Source organism: Paraburkholderia caribensis (assembly GCF_002902945.1).
GTDB classification, from domain to species: domain Bacteria; phylum Pseudomonadota; class Gammaproteobacteria; order Burkholderiales; family Burkholderiaceae; genus Paraburkholderia; species Paraburkholderia caribensis.
The window spans coordinates 728,619-743,085 of record NZ_CP026103.1; the positions used below are offsets into that span (position 1 = coordinate 728,619).

At 64.3% G+C, this 14,467-nt stretch carries 14 protein-coding genes; 8 read left to right on the forward strand and 6 right to left on the reverse strand.

The features are described 5' to 3' along the window. Window positions 1-31: 31 nt before the first annotated feature. Window positions 32-814: a HisA/HisF-related TIM barrel protein gene (locus C2L66_RS32720; RefSeq protein WP_060607631.1), complete on the reverse strand. Its 783-nt coding sequence runs from the start codon at window positions 812-814 to the stop codon at window positions 32-34. Between the two features lie 16 nt (window positions 815-830). Between C2L66_RS32720 and C2L66_RS32725 the strand changes: the two genes are divergently transcribed. The 3 genes from C2L66_RS32725 (at window position 831) to C2L66_RS32735 (ending at window position 3,755) form a co-directional block, all read left to right on the forward strand. Next, complete coding sequence (locus C2L66_RS32725; protein ID WP_060607632.1) at window positions 831-1,889, forward strand: ATP-grasp domain-containing protein; 1,059 nt, start codon at window positions 831-833, stop codon at window positions 1,887-1,889. Beyond that, window positions 1,886-2,992: a hydantoinase/oxoprolinase family protein gene (locus C2L66_RS32730; RefSeq protein WP_060610378.1), complete on the forward strand. Its 1,107-nt coding sequence runs from the start codon at window positions 1,886-1,888 to the stop codon at window positions 2,990-2,992. The genes C2L66_RS32725 and C2L66_RS32730 overlap by 4 nt, the downstream gene beginning before the upstream one ends. A gap of 172 nt (window positions 2,993-3,164) precedes the next feature. Then, window positions 3,165-3,755 (forward strand): amino acid kinase family protein, encoded by a 591-nt coding sequence (locus C2L66_RS32735; RefSeq protein ID WP_054931965.1) that lies wholly within the window; start codon window positions 3,165-3,167, stop codon window positions 3,753-3,755. Window positions 3,756-3,786: 31 nt separating this feature from the next. Here the strand turns inward: C2L66_RS32735 and C2L66_RS32740 are convergent, their stop codons facing one another. The 3 genes from C2L66_RS32740 to pqqA all read right to left on the reverse strand — a co-directional run bounded on the left by C2L66_RS32740 (window position 3,787) and on the right by pqqA (window position 6,156). Continuing rightward, window positions 3,787-4,494: a (5-formylfuran-3-yl)methyl phosphate synthase gene (locus tag C2L66_RS32740; protein WP_060607633.1), complete on the reverse strand. Its 708-nt coding sequence runs from the start codon at window positions 4,492-4,494 to the stop codon at window positions 3,787-3,789. An 11-nt stretch (window positions 4,495-4,505) separates the two neighbouring features. Then, window positions 4,506-5,108 carry a DUF447 domain-containing protein gene (locus tag C2L66_RS32745; protein ID WP_060610380.1) on the reverse strand — a complete coding sequence of 201 codons (603 nt, stop codon included), beginning with the start codon at window positions 5,106-5,108 and terminating at the stop codon, window positions 4,506-4,508. 973 nt (window positions 5,109-6,081) lie between these two features. Further along, the gene (pqqA, locus tag C2L66_RS42200) at window positions 6,082-6,156 is read right to left on the reverse strand and encodes a pyrroloquinoline quinone precursor peptide PqqA (RefSeq protein WP_007576927.1); all 75 of its coding nucleotides are present in this window, start codon (window positions 6,154-6,156) and stop codon (window positions 6,082-6,084) included. A 406-nt stretch (window positions 6,157-6,562) separates the two neighbouring features. Between pqqA and C2L66_RS32755 the strand changes: the two genes are divergently transcribed. From C2L66_RS32755 to C2L66_RS32775, 5 genes are read left to right on the forward strand one after another with little or no spacing between them, the layout of a single operon-like run. Then, window positions 6,563-8,068, forward strand: a complete 1,506-nt coding sequence (locus tag C2L66_RS32755) for a form I ribulose bisphosphate carboxylase large subunit (RefSeq protein WP_060607636.1) — start codon at window positions 6,563-6,565, stop codon at window positions 8,066-8,068. Between the two features lie 43 nt (window positions 8,069-8,111). Beyond that, window positions 8,112-8,513, forward strand: a complete 402-nt coding sequence (locus tag C2L66_RS32760; RefSeq protein ID WP_060607639.1) for a ribulose bisphosphate carboxylase small subunit — start codon at window positions 8,112-8,114, stop codon at window positions 8,511-8,513. A gap of 50 nt (window positions 8,514-8,563) precedes the next feature. Next, entirely contained in the window at window positions 8,564-9,535 is a 972-nt protein-coding gene (gene cbbX / locus C2L66_RS32765) for a CbbX protein (protein WP_060607642.1), read from the forward strand. A 9-nt stretch (window positions 9,536-9,544) separates the two neighbouring features. Continuing rightward, window positions 9,545-10,654: a class 1 fructose-bisphosphatase gene (locus C2L66_RS32770; protein ID WP_060607645.1), complete on the forward strand. Its 1,110-nt coding sequence runs from the start codon at window positions 9,545-9,547 to the stop codon at window positions 10,652-10,654. Window positions 10,655-10,682: 28 nt separating this feature from the next. Beyond that, window positions 10,683-11,555, forward strand: coding sequence for a phosphoribulokinase (locus C2L66_RS32775; RefSeq protein ID WP_060607648.1), 873 nt, complete (start codon window positions 10,683-10,685; stop codon window positions 11,553-11,555). Window positions 11,556-12,492: 937 nt separating this feature from the next. Here the strand turns inward: C2L66_RS32775 and C2L66_RS32780 are convergent. Further along, on the reverse strand, window positions 12,493-13,878 hold the full coding sequence (locus tag C2L66_RS32780) for a DUF6513 domain-containing protein (protein ID WP_060607651.1): 1,386 nt from the start codon (window positions 13,876-13,878) through the stop codon (window positions 12,493-12,495). Continuing rightward, window positions 13,857-14,456 carry a flavoprotein gene (locus C2L66_RS32785; RefSeq protein WP_060607654.1) on the reverse strand — a complete coding sequence of 200 codons (600 nt, stop codon included), beginning with the start codon at window positions 14,454-14,456 and terminating at the stop codon, window positions 13,857-13,859. Before C2L66_RS32785 ends, C2L66_RS32780 begins: the two co-directional genes overlap by 22 nt. Between the last annotated feature and the right edge of the window lie 11 nt (window positions 14,457-14,467).

Sequence of the window (14,467 nt, forward strand, 5' to 3'; positions counted from 1 at the left end):
GGGCCGCGTGGCATGGATATTGTTTCGCGGATCAGGTCGCGGCGCCGGAGCGCATTGCGGCTGGCGTGCGAAGCCTGCCGTCGTGAAGCGCCGATGCGACGAGCCATGCCCGCGCGCCGCTGCGTGCTGCTGCATCGAGATCGTCGCGATGACGGATACCGCCTGCGCCGATGATCGAACGCTGGCCCGCCTGTGCGTGGATCAGGTTGAGGGTGTCGAGGTCGGGGCCGGCGTCGGCGCCGACCTGATCGAGCGTCATCACGATCACGCGCGACGGCCACGATGCGGGAGCGCGCAGCGCCTGCGCGAGTTCGGGTGCCGCGATCAGCTGACGGCCGCGGTGATCGAGCGACAGGATGGGCGCGTAGCCAGCCGCTTCGGCCTCGCGCAGCGCGTCGAGCGAGTGCAGCGATTCGGTGCCGAACACGGGCACGATGCGCGTGTGGGCGGAGCCGGTTGCGGCGGCGATGCGCGAGAGGTGGGCGAGCATCGACGGGTAATCGGCGAAGCCCGCGTCGAGCCAGATTTCGAACGGGCCGCTGGGCGGCTCGAGATGCGCATGGACATGTGCGTTCGCGAGGGTCGCGGCGAGCACGGCCAGCGTCGACGGATCGGCGTCGCGCGACATGATCGCGCCGAGGTCCGCGACGTACAGCGCCGGCGCGGCCGTCGCGGCAACGAGGGCGCGGGCGACGGGTAGCGGCTCGCTCGTTGCGCACAGCGAAGACTGGATGGGGCGATAGTTCGCGCGGTCGCCGCGTATCGCGCGGACCGCGTGGCCGTCGAGCAGATCGAGAACCGGGATCACCTGCATGCGGAGACGTTCCTTGATGAAGCTCTGGGTTTATGAGTATCTCACTGGCGGTGGCATCGACGCGCAACTCGCGGGCAGCAGCAGTCTCGCGGATCTGAGCGCGCTGGTCGTCGAAGGGCGCGTGATGCGCGATGCGATCGTTGGCGATCTGCGGCAGCTCGACGGCGTGGAGGTCAGCTTCGCGAGTTCGCGCTTCGAGCAGGTCGCGCAGGGCGTGGCGCATTGCCGCGCGAGGCCGGGCGAGTCGATGCTGGAGTTCGTCTCGCGCGCCGCTCGCGAGCACGACTACGCGTGGATCGTCGCGCCCGAATGCGATGGCCTGATGCTCGATCTCGCCGACGCCGTCGGTCCCGCGCGCTGGATCGGTTGCACGAAGGAAGCGATCGCGCTCGCGTCGAGCAAGCGTGCGACGGCGGCGCGGCTCGCGTCGCGCGGGATTGCCGCCACGCCCGCGCTCGAACCGGCGCAGCTCGATCCGCGCACGCAGTCACGCTGGGTCGTCAAGCCCGACGACGGCGCGGGCGGCCTCGACACACTGGTGTTCGACGACGCCGACGCGGCACGCGCTGAATATGCGGTGCGGCGCGCGGCGCAACGCGAAACCGTGCTGCAGGCCTGGGTGGACGGCGACGCGCTGAGCCTGTCGCTGATCTGCGATCAGGCGGGCGCGACGCTCGTCAGCATCAACCGGCAGAGGATAGACGTCGCCGCGCATGTGGCGGGCCATGCGGGGCAGGTGGTCGGCTTCGATGGCGTGGATATCGACCGTATCGATCGCGACAGCCCGCAAGGCCGCACGCTCGACGCGCTCGCGCAGCAGGTCGCGGCGTCGCTGCCCGGCTTGCGCGGGTTTGCCGGCATCGATGTCGTGTGGCATCCGGCGCGCGGCCCGGTCGTGATCGAGGTCAATCCGCGCGCGACCGTCGCGTATGCGGGCTTGTCCGCGCGGCTCGGCCGCAATCTCGCCGCCGACGTGCTGGCGGCACACGGCCTGCGGGCCGCGCCGCGTGTGACTGATTCGGCGTCCGGCGGCGCAGCGGGAGCGAAGCTGTCCGCATGCGGAGCGGGATCATGAGCGCGTCCGTGCCGGCGCCGTCAATTGCCGGGCCTGCCGTGTTCGGCTGGGACGTCGGCGGCGCGCATGTGAAGGTGTCGCGTGTCGACGCGGACGGTGCCGTCACCGATATCGCGCAATGGGCGTGTCCGCTGTGGCAGGGGCTCGATCATCTGCATCGCGCGATCGGTTCGGCGGCTGAACGCTGGCCCGATCTCACTCACGCGAGCGCGCGCCACGCGGTCACGATGACGGGCGAAATGGTCGATCTGTTCGCCGACCGCGAGCACGGCGTGCGTGCGCTCGTCGATGCCTTAGGCGCGCGGCTCGGCGCCGATACGGCGTTTTTCGCAGGCGCGTGCGGCTGGCTGGATGCTGCGCAGAGCGTCGCGCAATGGCGTGCCGTCGCGTCGGCGAACTGGCTCGCGACGGCGCAGCATGTCGCGACCCGCATGCGCGATTGCGTGCTGATCGATATCGGCAGCACGACGACCGACATCGTGCCCGTTGCCGAAGCGCGTGTCGCCGCACGCGGCGTCAGCGACGCGACGCGTCTCGTCACAGGCGAGCTCGCTTATCACGGGGTCGTTCGCACGCCGTTGTGCGGCATCGCGCATCGCATCGCGTTTCGCGGCGAGACGGCGGGCGTGATGAACGAATGGTTCGCGACGAGCGCCGACATTTACCGGCTGACGGGGGAACTGTGGCCGCCGCACGACCAGCATGCGAGCGCCGACAACGGGCCGAAGACCATCGCGGCAAGCTGCGCGCGGCTGGCGAGAACGATTGGCCGCGATGCGGGCGAGGCGACCGAAGACGAATGGCGCGAGTTCGCGCACACATGGCGCGACGCGCAGCTGCGCGCGATCGGCGCAAGCTTCGAGCAGGTGTGTGCGGCGCATCCGTCGCTGGCGCGCGCGCCCGTCGTCGGCGCGGGCTGCGGGCGCTTTCTGGCCGCGGCGCTGGCGAAGACCCAGGCGCGCGACTACGTGGATTTCGGCACGCTCACGCAGATAGCAGGCAACGCGCCGGCGGATGCCGCCGAATGGATCGCGACATGCGCGCCGAGCGTGGCCGTCGCATGGCTGATGTCGGCGAGCAGGCGAGCGCAGCGCGCCGCGTGACGCGGTCAACGGGGCGGGGCCTGCCTGCGACGCGCCGGGCGCGGCGCGATCGATGCGCGTGCGGCGCGGCCAGCGCAGACTCGCGATGGCGCCGCGAGTGCAGGGCGGACGCGGACGGGCCGGGCCGTCGGGCATGCCCGTCGCGAGGTCGAACGAAAGCGAGGTAACGGACATGTGGGTGGTGAAGATCGGGGGCAGCCTGAGTCACGACCCGTCGCTGCGGGACTGGCTCACGCAGCTGTGGGAGGTCGGCGGCGGGCGCGTGGTGATCGTGCCGGGCGGCGGTGATTTTGCGGACAGCGTGCGCGTGTATCAGCAGGAATGGCAATTCGACGATCTCGCCGCCCACAACATGTGCCTGCTCGCGATGACGCAGTACGCGCTGATGATGCAGGCCGTGCTGCCCGACCTCGTGCTGGCGACCAGCGAGGAACTGATCCGGCGCGCGCTGCGTCACGGCAAGGTTGCCGTGTGGATGCCCGTGAGCCTGATGCGCGTCACGCCCAACTCGATGACCAACTGGGACACGACCTCCGACAGCCTCGCCGCGTGGCTGTCGACGTCTCTGAACGCCGAGCGTCTGATGGTGGTGAAGTCGTGCCCGGTCGGCGCGAACGTGCCGCTCGGGACACTCGCGTCGGATGGCGTGATCGACGCGAGCTTTGTCCGTTACGTGAAAGAGGCGAACTACGAAGTCGAGTTGTTCAGCAAGACGGATGTCGCGCTGGTGCGCGACCGGCTGCTGAATGCGTCGGCGGTGTGAGGGCGCGATGCCGCGCGCTTGACGCGGATTGTTACGCGGGAGCTGTGGACGCGACGGCGGCAGCGTGATGCAGCGCGTCGGCCCATTGCGCGACACGGCGCGGATCGAGGCGCGAGGTGCGGCCGTTCTCGCATAGCGCGGTGCGAAAGCCCGCGACATCGGGCGCGAGCGTGCGGATCGCGTCGAGTTGTGTCCAGCCTAGCGAACCGGCGATGCAGGCCATCGCGCCCGACGCGCGTATCGTCGCGATGTAGCGCGCAAGCGTTGCGTGGTCGATGCAATCGAGCAGCGTGCGGCCCGTCTTGCCTGCCGTATCGAACACGATGCCTGCGAAGCCGAGCGAGACGGCATACGCGACGAGTTCCGCATCGACGCCGTCGTCGCACAACAGCACGGGCAACACGTTGGCTTGCAAGCCGGCGATGCGCGCGAGGCAGCCGTGCGCATGCGGTCCCGGCACGACGCCGACCTTGACGAAATCCACACCTGTTTCGGCGACTTCGTCGATGCGTGCCGTGATGGCGTCGAGCGCATCGGGCGGCAGGTCGCCGATCGTGGCGCTGATGGGTTTGACGGGATAGCGCGAGCGCAGCGTGCGCGCGATGCGCCAGATGTTGTCGATCGACACGCCGCCGAGCGCGCCTTCGAGGGGTTCCTTCAGATCGATCAGGTCGGCGCCGGCGCCGGCTGCGTCGAACGCTTCTTCCGCCGAGCGGACGCTTGCGAGCAATGCGGTCATCGGGGTCTCCGTCAGGACGAGTGCGGTGCGGTTTTTTTGTCGGCGGCGTTGCCGGTTGTACGGAAGCGTTCCACGGCGGCTGTGATCCATTGCCATGCGGTGAGTTCATCGGGGCCGGCGGTTTTGTCGATGGCGATCTGCAGGTAGGCCATTTCGCGGTCGATCTTGTCGGCGGGCAGCATGAAGAGCCGGCTCACGAGGATGGCGCCTTCGACGACGGCTGCCTGAGCGCGGTTGAAGCCCGTGAAAGGGGCGTGGTTTTCCGTGTGCACGCAGCGCATGTGGAGGACTGGACGTTGTGGGTCTTCTTCTGTGACGTGATCGAGGGTTAGTTCGCTGTGGGCGAGGGATTCTTTTAGCCTGAGGCTCGGGACTTTGGTGGCCGGGCTTGTCGGCCAGTCGCGTTGGGTGCCCGTTACGCAGCCGGCGAAGACGCGGACGTTGGTCGTGAAGTTGATTACCGCTGCGCGGGTGGCTAGTACGTTGTCTAGTGTTTTTGATGGCCTGAATGGGGCGAGGATCGTCAGGCCGCTTTCGTCGTGACGAATGCCCATCGGGGCGGTGTGGGCGACGCCGTCGGTGGAGCATGTTGTGATGATGGTTTCGTGGATCATCGTTTGGTTTTGGTTTGGTTTTGGTTTGGTTTTGCCTTTGCACTGGGCGTTTGTCTTTGCGTTGGCATCCGCGAATTGCGTTTTCGCTGGCATCCGCGTTACGTTAGCGTGCTTCAGGCGTCGCCCCTGTGCGGGGCGGCACCTACTTTTCTTTGCCGCCGCAAAGAAAAGTAGGCAAAAGAAAGCGGCTCACACCGCCAATTCTAGTTCCTGCCTGAGGGCCCTCAAAGGGTCTTACGCTTCAGACGGCAACCACGTGACCCACGTTCGTTGCCAACGCTCTGAACGAGTGCCTCACCCGCTTCACGCACCCGCATGTCACGATGTCGTGCCAGACAGTCCACCGCCGCCCAGGTGGCAAACTGTGTGTCGGCCCTCGGTGCTCCACACGCATCACTCCGGACCGATAGCGCACGCCCCACCCGGTAAGAGCGCCACCCTATACGACGCGACAACCTACACACAGTTTGCCACCTGGGCGGCACATACCATTCGCTGCCGCTTGCCCGGGTACGGGTGATCGAAGCGGGTGAGGCGTTTATTCGAAGCGTTGGCAACGGGCATGCGTCATGTGGTTGCCGAGTGAAGTGTGGGGACGTGGGGGGCCCGTGGACAAACGTCAAGAATTGGCGGTGTGAGCCGCTTTCTTTTGCCTACTTTTCTTTGCGGCGGCAAAGAAAAGTAGGTGCCGCCCCGCACAGGGGCGACGCGTGAAGGGGGCTAACGTAACGCGGATGCCAGCGCCGAGGCCAGCCCACCGAAACGGCGACGCCTGAAGCGCGCTAACGAATCGCGGATGCCAGCGCAAAAGCCAGCACACCGAACGGCGACGCGCGAAGCGCGCTAACAGACAGCAACTGCTTGCGGCACCGCACAAAAACCACAATCAAAAACGAAAAAGCAAAAAACAGACGGGGCCGTCCCGGCAAAAAAAACCCACGACGAAAACCAGGCCCGGCCCCGTACGGGGCCATCACCTCGTAGCGATATACATCGTAATTTCAAACCCGAACCGCATATCGGTATATCCAGGGGTAGTCCACTGCATGTTCGTCCTCCTTTAGCGAATGAAGAAAACAAAAACGGCGGTCCCATTGCGAAAGAACGCCTGCATGCGCGCACGCAACACATCCCTTCGCCTCGGCCCATGTTGCTGATGCAACTGTCGTACCAGTTACAGCCCGACGGGAAAGGGCGCGCCGTTTACGCGCCTTACTGTAGCGGAACCGCAGCAAAGTGTTCCACGAGCCGATAACCCATTGTGGACGCATTTTGCATTCGGTGCACGCGTGTTAACGGATCACTTAAGCCTGCTGAAAAAAATCGTGAATTCACTTCATCCGGCATGCCGCCTACATTGACCTGCAAGGCCGGCGACTTTCGATGCGCGCCAGCTCCCACCCAAGGCGTGCGCAGCACCACAGGCGCGCCACGATCCATATCGAGGCAGCGCGATGAACGATTTCAGCAAGGAAGCCGTGAAGCCCGCAGGCAGCGAACGCACACCAGAAAGCACACCGCAACGCTCGCGCTATTCAGCGGGTGTCCTCAAGTATCGCGAGATGGGCTACTGGCAGCCGGACTACACGCCAAAAGACACCGACATCATCGCGCTGTTCCGCATCACGCCACAGCCGGGCGTCGAGCCCGAAGAAGCCGCCGCCGCCGTCGCGGGCGAATCGTCGACGGCCACCTGGACCGTGGTCTGGACCGACCGCCTGACCGCGTGCGACATGTACCGCGCCAAAGCGTTTCGCGTCGATCTCGTCCCCAGCGCCAGCGAAAGCGAACCGCAGTACTTCGCGTTCATCGCCTATGACCTCGATCTGTTCGAGGAAGGCTCCGTTGCGAACCTCACTGCCTCGATCATCGGCAATGTGTTCGGCTTCAAGCCCCTGAAAGCGCTGCGGCTCGAAGACATGCGCATTCCCGTCGCGTATCTAAAGACCTTTCAGGGCCCGCCGACAGGCATCGTCGTCGAACGCGAACGGCTCGACAAATACGGCCGCCCGCTGCTCGGCGCAACCGTCAAGCCCAAGCTCGGGCTGTCGGGCAAGAACTATGGGCGCGTCGTGTACGAAGGCCTCAAGGGCGGTCTCGACTTTCTGAAGGATGACGAAAACATCAATTCGCAGCCCTTCATGCATTGGCGCGACCGCTACCTGTTCGCGATGGAGGCGGTAGCCCGCGCGCAAGCCGAAACGGGCGAACTGAAGGGCCACTACCTGAACGTGACGGCGGGCACGATGGAGGACATGTACGAACGCGCCGAATTCGCAAAGGAACTCGGCTCGTGCATCGTGATGATCGATCTGGTGATCGGCTGGACGGCGATCACGTCGATGGGACGCTGGGCGCGCAAGAACGACATGATCCTGCATCTGCATCGCGCCGGACACGGCACATATACGCGGCAGCGCAACCACGGCATTTCGTTTCGGGTGATCGCGAAGTGGCTGCGCATGGCGGGCGTCGATCACGCGCATGCGGGCACGGCCGTCGGCAAGCTCGATGGCGATCCGCTCTCGGTGCAGGGCTATTACAACGTGCTGCGCGAGTCCCACAATCCCGTCGATCTTACGCGCGGCCTCTATTTCGACCAGCCGTGGGCGGGCTTGCGCAAGGTGATGCCCGTCGCGTCGGGCGGCATTCACGCGGGGCAGATGCATCAGTTGCTCGATCTGTTCGGCGATGACGCGATCCTGCAGTTCGGCGGCGGCACGATCGGCCATCCGTCCGGCATTCAGGCGGGCGCGACGGCAAACCGCGTCGCGCTCGAAACGATGGTCAAGGCGCGCAACGAAGGCCGCGACATCGCCAGCGAAGGCCCCGATCTGCTCGAAGCGGCAGCGCGTCATTGCACGCCGCTCAAGCAGGCGCTCGATACATGGGGCGACATCACGTTCAACTACACGCCGACCGATACACCCGATTTCGCCGTCACGCCGAGCGTGGCCTGAGCCATCAGCGTCGTACCCGCCGCATCCGAATGAGGAGCCCGCCATGCGCATCACCCAGGGGACGTTTTCTTTCCTGCCCGATCTGACCGACGACGAAATCCGCATGCAGATCCAGTACGCGCTGAGCCAGGGCTGGTCGTGCTCGGTCGAATTCACCGACGACCCGCATCCGCGCAATACGTACTGGGAAATGTGGGGCCTGCCGATGTTCGATCTGCGCGACGCAGCGGGCGTGATGATGGAAGTGACGCGGTGCCGCGACGCGTATCCGCAGCACTACATCAAGGTGAATGCCTTCGATTCGGTGCGTGGTTTCGAAACGATGCGGCTGTCGTTCATCGTCAACCGGCCGGAGGTGGAGCCGCCCTTCGTGCTGGGGCGCCAGGACGACCGCTCGCGCGTGCAGCGCTATTCGCTCACGACGGTGCGCGCCGCGCCGCGCTAGCGGAGGCACGCCCGTCCCGCGGATCAGAACACCAACAGGGAGACATCGTCATGAACGCCGTCGTCACGGAGCCACCGGCACAGGAGGAAATGCAAGCGCCGCGCGTCGACCTGCTCGCGCTCTTTCACGAGTCGGGCATCGCCGAGGTGCTCGACGAACTCGATCGCGATCTGGTCGGCCTCGCGCCCGTGAAGACGCGCATCCGCGAGATCGCCGCGCAACTGCTGGTGGGCCGAGCGCGGGAAGCGCTCGGCATCGAATGCGGCGCGCCGACGCTGCACATGTGTTTCAGCGGCAATCCCGGCACCGGCAAGACCACCGTCGCGCTGCGCATGGCGGATGTGCTGTTCCGGCTCGGTTATATCCGGCGCAATCATCTGGTTTCGGTGACGCGCGACGATCTGGTCGGCCAGTACATCGGCCACACCGCGCCGAAAACACGCGAAGTGCTCAAGCGCGCGATGGGCGGCGTGCTGTTCATCGACGAGGCGTATTACCTGTATCGCCCGGAAAACGAGCGCGATTACGGCCAGGAGTCGATCGAAATCCTGCTCCAGACGATGGAGAACCAGCGCGACGATCTCGTCGTGATTCTGGCCGGCTACGCCGCGCGGATGGACACCTTCTTTCGCAGCAATCCGGGCTTTCGCTCGCGGATTGCGCACCACCTGTCGTTTCCCGACTATGCACCCGACGAACTGCTGCTGATCGCCGGGCGCATGCTCGACACGATGCATTACCGGTTCGACGCCGACGCGCGCCGCGCTTTCGAGGACTACCTCGCGCGGCGCGTGCGTCAGCCGAACTTCGCGAACGCGCGCTCGGTGCGCAACGCGCTCGACCGCGCGCGCCTGCGCCAGGCCAATCGCCTGTTCGCCGATGCGCTGGGCGGCGGCGCAAGCGCCGACCCAGCCGCGCTGACGCTGCTGAGCGCCGCCGATATCCGCGCGAGCAGCGTGTTCTCCGAATCAGGCGGCGCCGGGATGGAACCCGGCGCCGCGCCAGAATTCCCCACTTCGTAGGAGAGCATCATGCGTCACGCAAACATTACGCTCACGAGGTTCCTGGCTGGCGACGCTGACCATCTGATGTCGACACGGCCGTCCACCGCGTTGCAGGCCGTGCTGCACGACGTCGCGGCGTCGGTGAAGACCATCGGCGCGGCGCTTGCGCGCGGCACGCTGGGCGAGAGCGCGCAGGCCGATTCGGTAGCGGGCGGCGCGGTGCTCGCGTATTCCACGCGACGTCGCAAGCTGGCCGAGGCGGCTATGCGCAACGGCCGCGCGGCGCCTCTGGACGGCGCGGCCATGCCCGAGTACCAGCTTGCATTCGATCCGCTGAACTGCCCGTGGAATGCGGACATCAACGGCACGGCGGGTTCGATCTTTTCGGTGATGCGCGTGCAGCCGCAAGGCAGCGATGTGAACGGCGGCGACGCGCGAGCGCAAGCCTATGGCGAGCTGGACTGCGAATCCTATGGCGAAGCGTATGGCGCGCCGTTCCTTCAACCCGGCCGTGAACAGGCGGCAGCGGGGTACACGATCTACGGCCCGGCGACGATGCTCGTCATCACGCTTGGCGAGGGCACGCACGGCTTCACGCTCGACGGCCAGACGGACGAGTTCATGCTCACGCATCCATCGATCCGCATTCCGGAGGAGACGGGCGAGATTGCCGTCGACGCCTCCAACGAGCGCTTCTGGGAGCCGCCCGTGCGCCGTTACGTGCACGAGTGCCGCGAGGGCCGCGCGGGCTGCCGCGAGCGCGATTTCAGTCTGCGCTGGAGCGACGCGCTGGTGCCCGAAGTGCATCGCATTCTGATGCGCGGCGGGCTGTTCCTGATGCCGCGCGACTTCCGGACGCGCTCGGCGATGCGCGGGCGCCTGTCCGCCGTCTACGACGCGAGCCCGCTGGGCTTTCTGGTCGAGCAGGCGGGCGGCATGGCGACGACGGGCCGCGAGCGCGTGCTCGACGGCGCGCCGCGCACGTTCCATGAGCGCATGCCGCTGATACTCGGCTCGTCGAGCGAAGTGGCGCGTATTGGGCGCTACCACCGCGAGCACGACCTGGGTATCGACATGCCTTTCACGTCGCCGCTTTTTCGTGAGCGCTCATTGTTCCTTCCGGAGACCTCGGTCTGACTCTTGAACTGTAGCAAGGAGACAGCGCATGTCAGTCAGACATCCGATCGTTGCGGTGACGGGGTCGAGCGGGGCGGGCACGACTACCGTCATGAGGAGCTTCACGCATATTTTTCGCAGGGAGAAGATCAATGCGCAGATTGTCGAAGGCGATGCGTTCCATCGGTACGACCGGCTCGGCATGCGCGAGGCGTTGCGGCAGAGCGAGCGGGACGGCGTGCGCAACTTCAGCCACTTCGGGCCCGATGCGAACCTGCTCGAGGAGTTGGAGCAGTTGTTCGCGAGTTATGGGAGTTCGGGTGGCGGGAAGTTCCGGCGCTACGTGCACGATGAAGCGGACGCGGTGGTGTACAAGCAGGACCCGGGGACGTTTACGCCGTGGGAGGATATTTCGCCGGGCACGGACATGATGTTTTACGAAGGGCTTCATGGTGCGGCCGTGACCAGCAAGGTCGACATCGCACAGCATGCGGATCTGCTCGTCGGCGTGGTGCCGATCATCAATCTGGAGTGGATCCAAAAGCTGCATCGTGACCAGACGCTGCGCGGTTATTCGCATGAGGCGGTGGTGGATACGATTTTGCGGCGGATGCCGGATTATGTGAATTACATTTGCCCGCAGTTTTCGCGTACGCATGTCAATTTTCAACGTGTTCCCACTGTTGATACTTCTAATCCTTTTACCGCTCGGGAGATTCCGCAACCTGATGAGAGCTTTGTAGTGATCCGGTTTTCCAAGCCCAAAGGGATCGACTTTCCTTATCTGCTTACGATGTTGCATGACTCCTTTATGTCGCGGCCTAATGTCATTGTTGTGCCTGGCGGGAAGATGGGACTTGCTATGCAGTTGATTTTTACGCCCATGATCTTGCAGTTGAGGGATAGGAAGTCGCGTGCGTGAAAGTGAGTTTTTTGGGGCGGGGTGTGGCTCAGTGTTGTGTGTGTCTGTCTGTCTGTCTGTCTGTCTGTGTCTTGGCTGACGGCCTGGAGGTTGTGGCCCCGCTGGGGTCGTCAGGTTTTTTTTGTTTCGCCTTTTGGTTTTTGCTTTTGGTTTTTGCTTTTGCTTTTGTTTTGGGTTTCCAGACTCTGCGCTGGCATCCGCGTTACGTTAGCTCGCTTCATGCGTCGCCCCTGTGCGGGGCGGCACCTACTTTTCTTTGCCGCCGCAAAGAAAAGTAGGCAAAAGAAAGCGGCTCACACCGCCAATTCTTGACGTTTACCCACGGGCCCCCAACGTCCCCACGCTTCACTCGGCAACCACATGACGCATGCCCGTTGCCAACGCTTCGAATAAACGCCTCACCCGCTTCGATCACCCGTACCCGGGCAAGCGGCAGCGAATGGTATGTGCCGCCCAGGTGGCAAACTGTGTGTAGGTTGTCGCGTCGTATAGGGTGGTGCTCTTACCGGGTGGGGCGTGCGCTATCGGTCCGGAGTGAGGCGCGCGAGGTACTACGGCCTACACACAGTTTGCCACCTGGGCGGCGGTGGACTGTCTGGCACGGCATGGTATGACGCGGGTGTGTGAAGCGGGTGAGGCGCTCATTCAGAGCGTTGGCAACGGACGTGGGTCACGTGGTTGTCGTGTGAAGCGTAAGAACTTTTGGGGGCCCTCAGGCAAGAACTAGCGCTGGCGGTGTGAGCCGCTTTCTTTTGCCTACTTTTCTTTGCGGCGGCAAAGAAAAGTAGGTGCCGCCCCGCACAGGGGCGACGCATGAAGCGAGCTAACGTAACGCGGATGCCAGCGCAAAGCCAATTCACGGATGCCACCGCAAAGCCAATTCACGGATGCCACCGCATAGGCAAACGCAGCCAAACAACCCCCCCAGCACCCCCTATTAAGACCCTTTCAACTTCGTCGTGCCAGGGGCACACCAGACCTGAAGGTCTTCAACAGCCCGTTCCACCTGACACCCCCAATCCAGCGCCTGATCCTGATCAAACCTCTTCCCCAGCCGCCAGGCGATCTCCGCCCGTGCTGTCTGCACGCCCATATAAAACGCATGCCCGCCATCATCCTGAAGCTTCAGATGCGGAAACAAATCAAACGGATCCCCTTCAACAACATGCACGTCGCGGTTATAAACATGAATCCCATCCGTAGTGACCTGAACACGAAAATTCGGATCCCGCACCTGTGCGGCAAACGCAGCGATCTCATCAGCGTCATAAGGAAAAGGCCGCCTGGCATGTAAAGCAGACAAATCAGAATCGATACCTTTAGGCAGCACCTGCGCCTCAAAAGCGGCATGCATGACACGCCGTGCAACGTCAGCCTCACGCACGGCACGCCGCGCATGCAGGCTAACGGAAGTGGTCAGCACAGCAGAAACGCGCAACTCAGCAGCAATACCGAGCAGCACCGCATTAATGCCACTCGTATCAGCTTCCGTCAGCTCGGTAAGATTTCCAACACCAAGCATGATGGCAACATCGGCATACCGCTCCCGCAATGCGACATACCGCGCGATAGAAGCAGCAAAGCCAAACGGAATCGGATCAAGAATAGGATCGGCCAGAAACGGCTTGCCACGCGCAACGAGCGCATCAATCGCCTGATGCAACGAAGCCGTGTCACGCGGCTCGCGCGCAACCACAACCGGCGTCGACGATACTTCGTCAGCAACCCACAACGTGTCCACGTTGAGACTCATCAGATAATCGGCCCCCGCGCGCCCGCCGCGCAGAAGCTCATCCGTCACCATCGAATCCACGCTCACCCGATAGCCGCCATCCTTCAGCATCCGCACAGCATCCTCGAGATGCGGAAAAGGCGTATCAGGCAGACAGCCCACGTCAATCACATCCGCGCCTTGCTCCGCATAATGCCTCGCCCGCGCAGCGATTCCATCGAGATCGAGTCTCGGCGCATCGACGATCTCCGCAAAAATCTCCGTCGAGTAACGCGACAGATCGAACTTCCGCGCGGCCTGCCCGAAATGCAGCGGCAAATCCTTCGCCTCCTCCGGACCACGCTCGACGGGCAAGCCGAAATGCTCGCTCAACGCCAGAAGATCACCGCGACAGCGCCCCGGCACGATCATCCGGTCCGCGCGCAGCGGCAAAGGCACACGCCGGCGGATCATGTCGGCCGTCATCAGCGCGGCAACCTGCAAGCCGATCTCGCGCACCTCCCACGTGAATGGCGCGTTCGTCATGCCCTCCAGTACCTGCACGACGCTTTTTTCGGCAAGCCTGCCAGTCAGGAAGACGATGTGTTCCATGCAAGCCCGAGGTTCGACAGCCGTTCGCTCAATGCCGCGCGCAGTTCGTCGAGCGAGCGCGCAACAGTCGTGTATTCGATGCGCGCAAGCCGCTCGACATTTTCCAGCTCGATCGCGCGCGGACGCACTTCGACCCACTCGTGCGGGCTCTGCGTGATGACGCTCGGCTCGGTGTCGCACGCGAAAACGATGCCGGGCACGCATTGCTTGCCTGCCTGAGCATAAAGATTGGTCGGCAGCGTGTCGGAGATGCCGAAGGCGCATTTGGCAACCGTGTTGCTGGTCGCAGGCGCAATCACGACTGTGTGATAGAGGCCCTCGTAGAGCATGCCGACGGGCACGCTGCTCGCGCTGTTGTCGCGCATCACGCGAAAATGCTCGCGCAGCCTGGGCACGGGCCAACCGTAAAGCGGCAACACTTCCTCGCCGGCAGCGGACAGAAACAGATCGGCGCCCGGCAGCGCGAGCGCGATGTCGATCGATTCTTCCAGCATGTGTCCCGAGCCCGTGATGCACCACGCGAAGCGCGCGTCGGGGCGAAAAACGCCAGGGCGGCGGGCGGGCGACGGTGCGCTCATACGCGGGTCAT

What these genes read in the sequence shown, in the direction of transcription:
- C2L66_RS32720 (WP_060607631.1), bottom strand. Translation starts at nt 814, where the DNA reads ATGCAGGTGATCCCGGTTCTCGATCTGCTCGACGGCCACGCGGTCCGC.
- C2L66_RS32725 (WP_060607632.1), top strand. Translation starts at nt 831, where the DNA reads ATGAAGCTCTGGGTTTATGAGTATCTCACTGGCGGTGGCATCGACGCG.
- C2L66_RS32730 (WP_060610378.1), top strand. Translation starts at nt 1,886, where the DNA reads ATGAGCGCGTCCGTGCCGGCGCCGTCAATTGCCGGGCCTGCCGTGTTC.
- C2L66_RS32735 (WP_054931965.1), top strand. Translation starts at nt 3,165, where the DNA reads ATGTGGGTGGTGAAGATCGGGGGCAGCCTGAGTCACGACCCGTCGCTG.
- C2L66_RS32740 (WP_060607633.1), bottom strand. Translation starts at nt 4,494, where the DNA reads ATGACCGCATTGCTCGCAAGCGTCCGCTCGGCGGAAGAAGCGTTCGAC.
- C2L66_RS32745 (WP_060610380.1), bottom strand. Translation starts at nt 5,108, where the DNA reads ATGATCCACGAAACCATCATCACAACATGCTCCACCGACGGCGTCGCC.
- C2L66_RS32755 (WP_060607636.1), top strand. Translation starts at nt 6,563, where the DNA reads ATGAACGATTTCAGCAAGGAAGCCGTGAAGCCCGCAGGCAGCGAACGC.
- C2L66_RS32760 (WP_060607639.1), top strand. Translation starts at nt 8,112, where the DNA reads ATGCGCATCACCCAGGGGACGTTTTCTTTCCTGCCCGATCTGACCGAC.
- cbbX (WP_060607642.1), top strand. Translation starts at nt 8,564, where the DNA reads ATGAACGCCGTCGTCACGGAGCCACCGGCACAGGAGGAAATGCAAGCG.
- C2L66_RS32770 (WP_060607645.1), top strand. Translation starts at nt 9,545, where the DNA reads ATGCGTCACGCAAACATTACGCTCACGAGGTTCCTGGCTGGCGACGCT.
- C2L66_RS32775 (WP_060607648.1), top strand. Translation starts at nt 10,683, where the DNA reads ATGTCAGTCAGACATCCGATCGTTGCGGTGACGGGGTCGAGCGGGGCG.
- C2L66_RS32780 (WP_060607651.1), bottom strand. Translation starts at nt 13,878, where the DNA reads ATGGAACACATCGTCTTCCTGACTGGCAGGCTTGCCGAAAAAAGCGTC.
- C2L66_RS32785 (WP_060607654.1), bottom strand. Translation starts at nt 14,456, where the DNA reads ATGAGCGCACCGTCGCCCGCCCGCCGCCCTGGCGTTTTTCGCCCCGAC.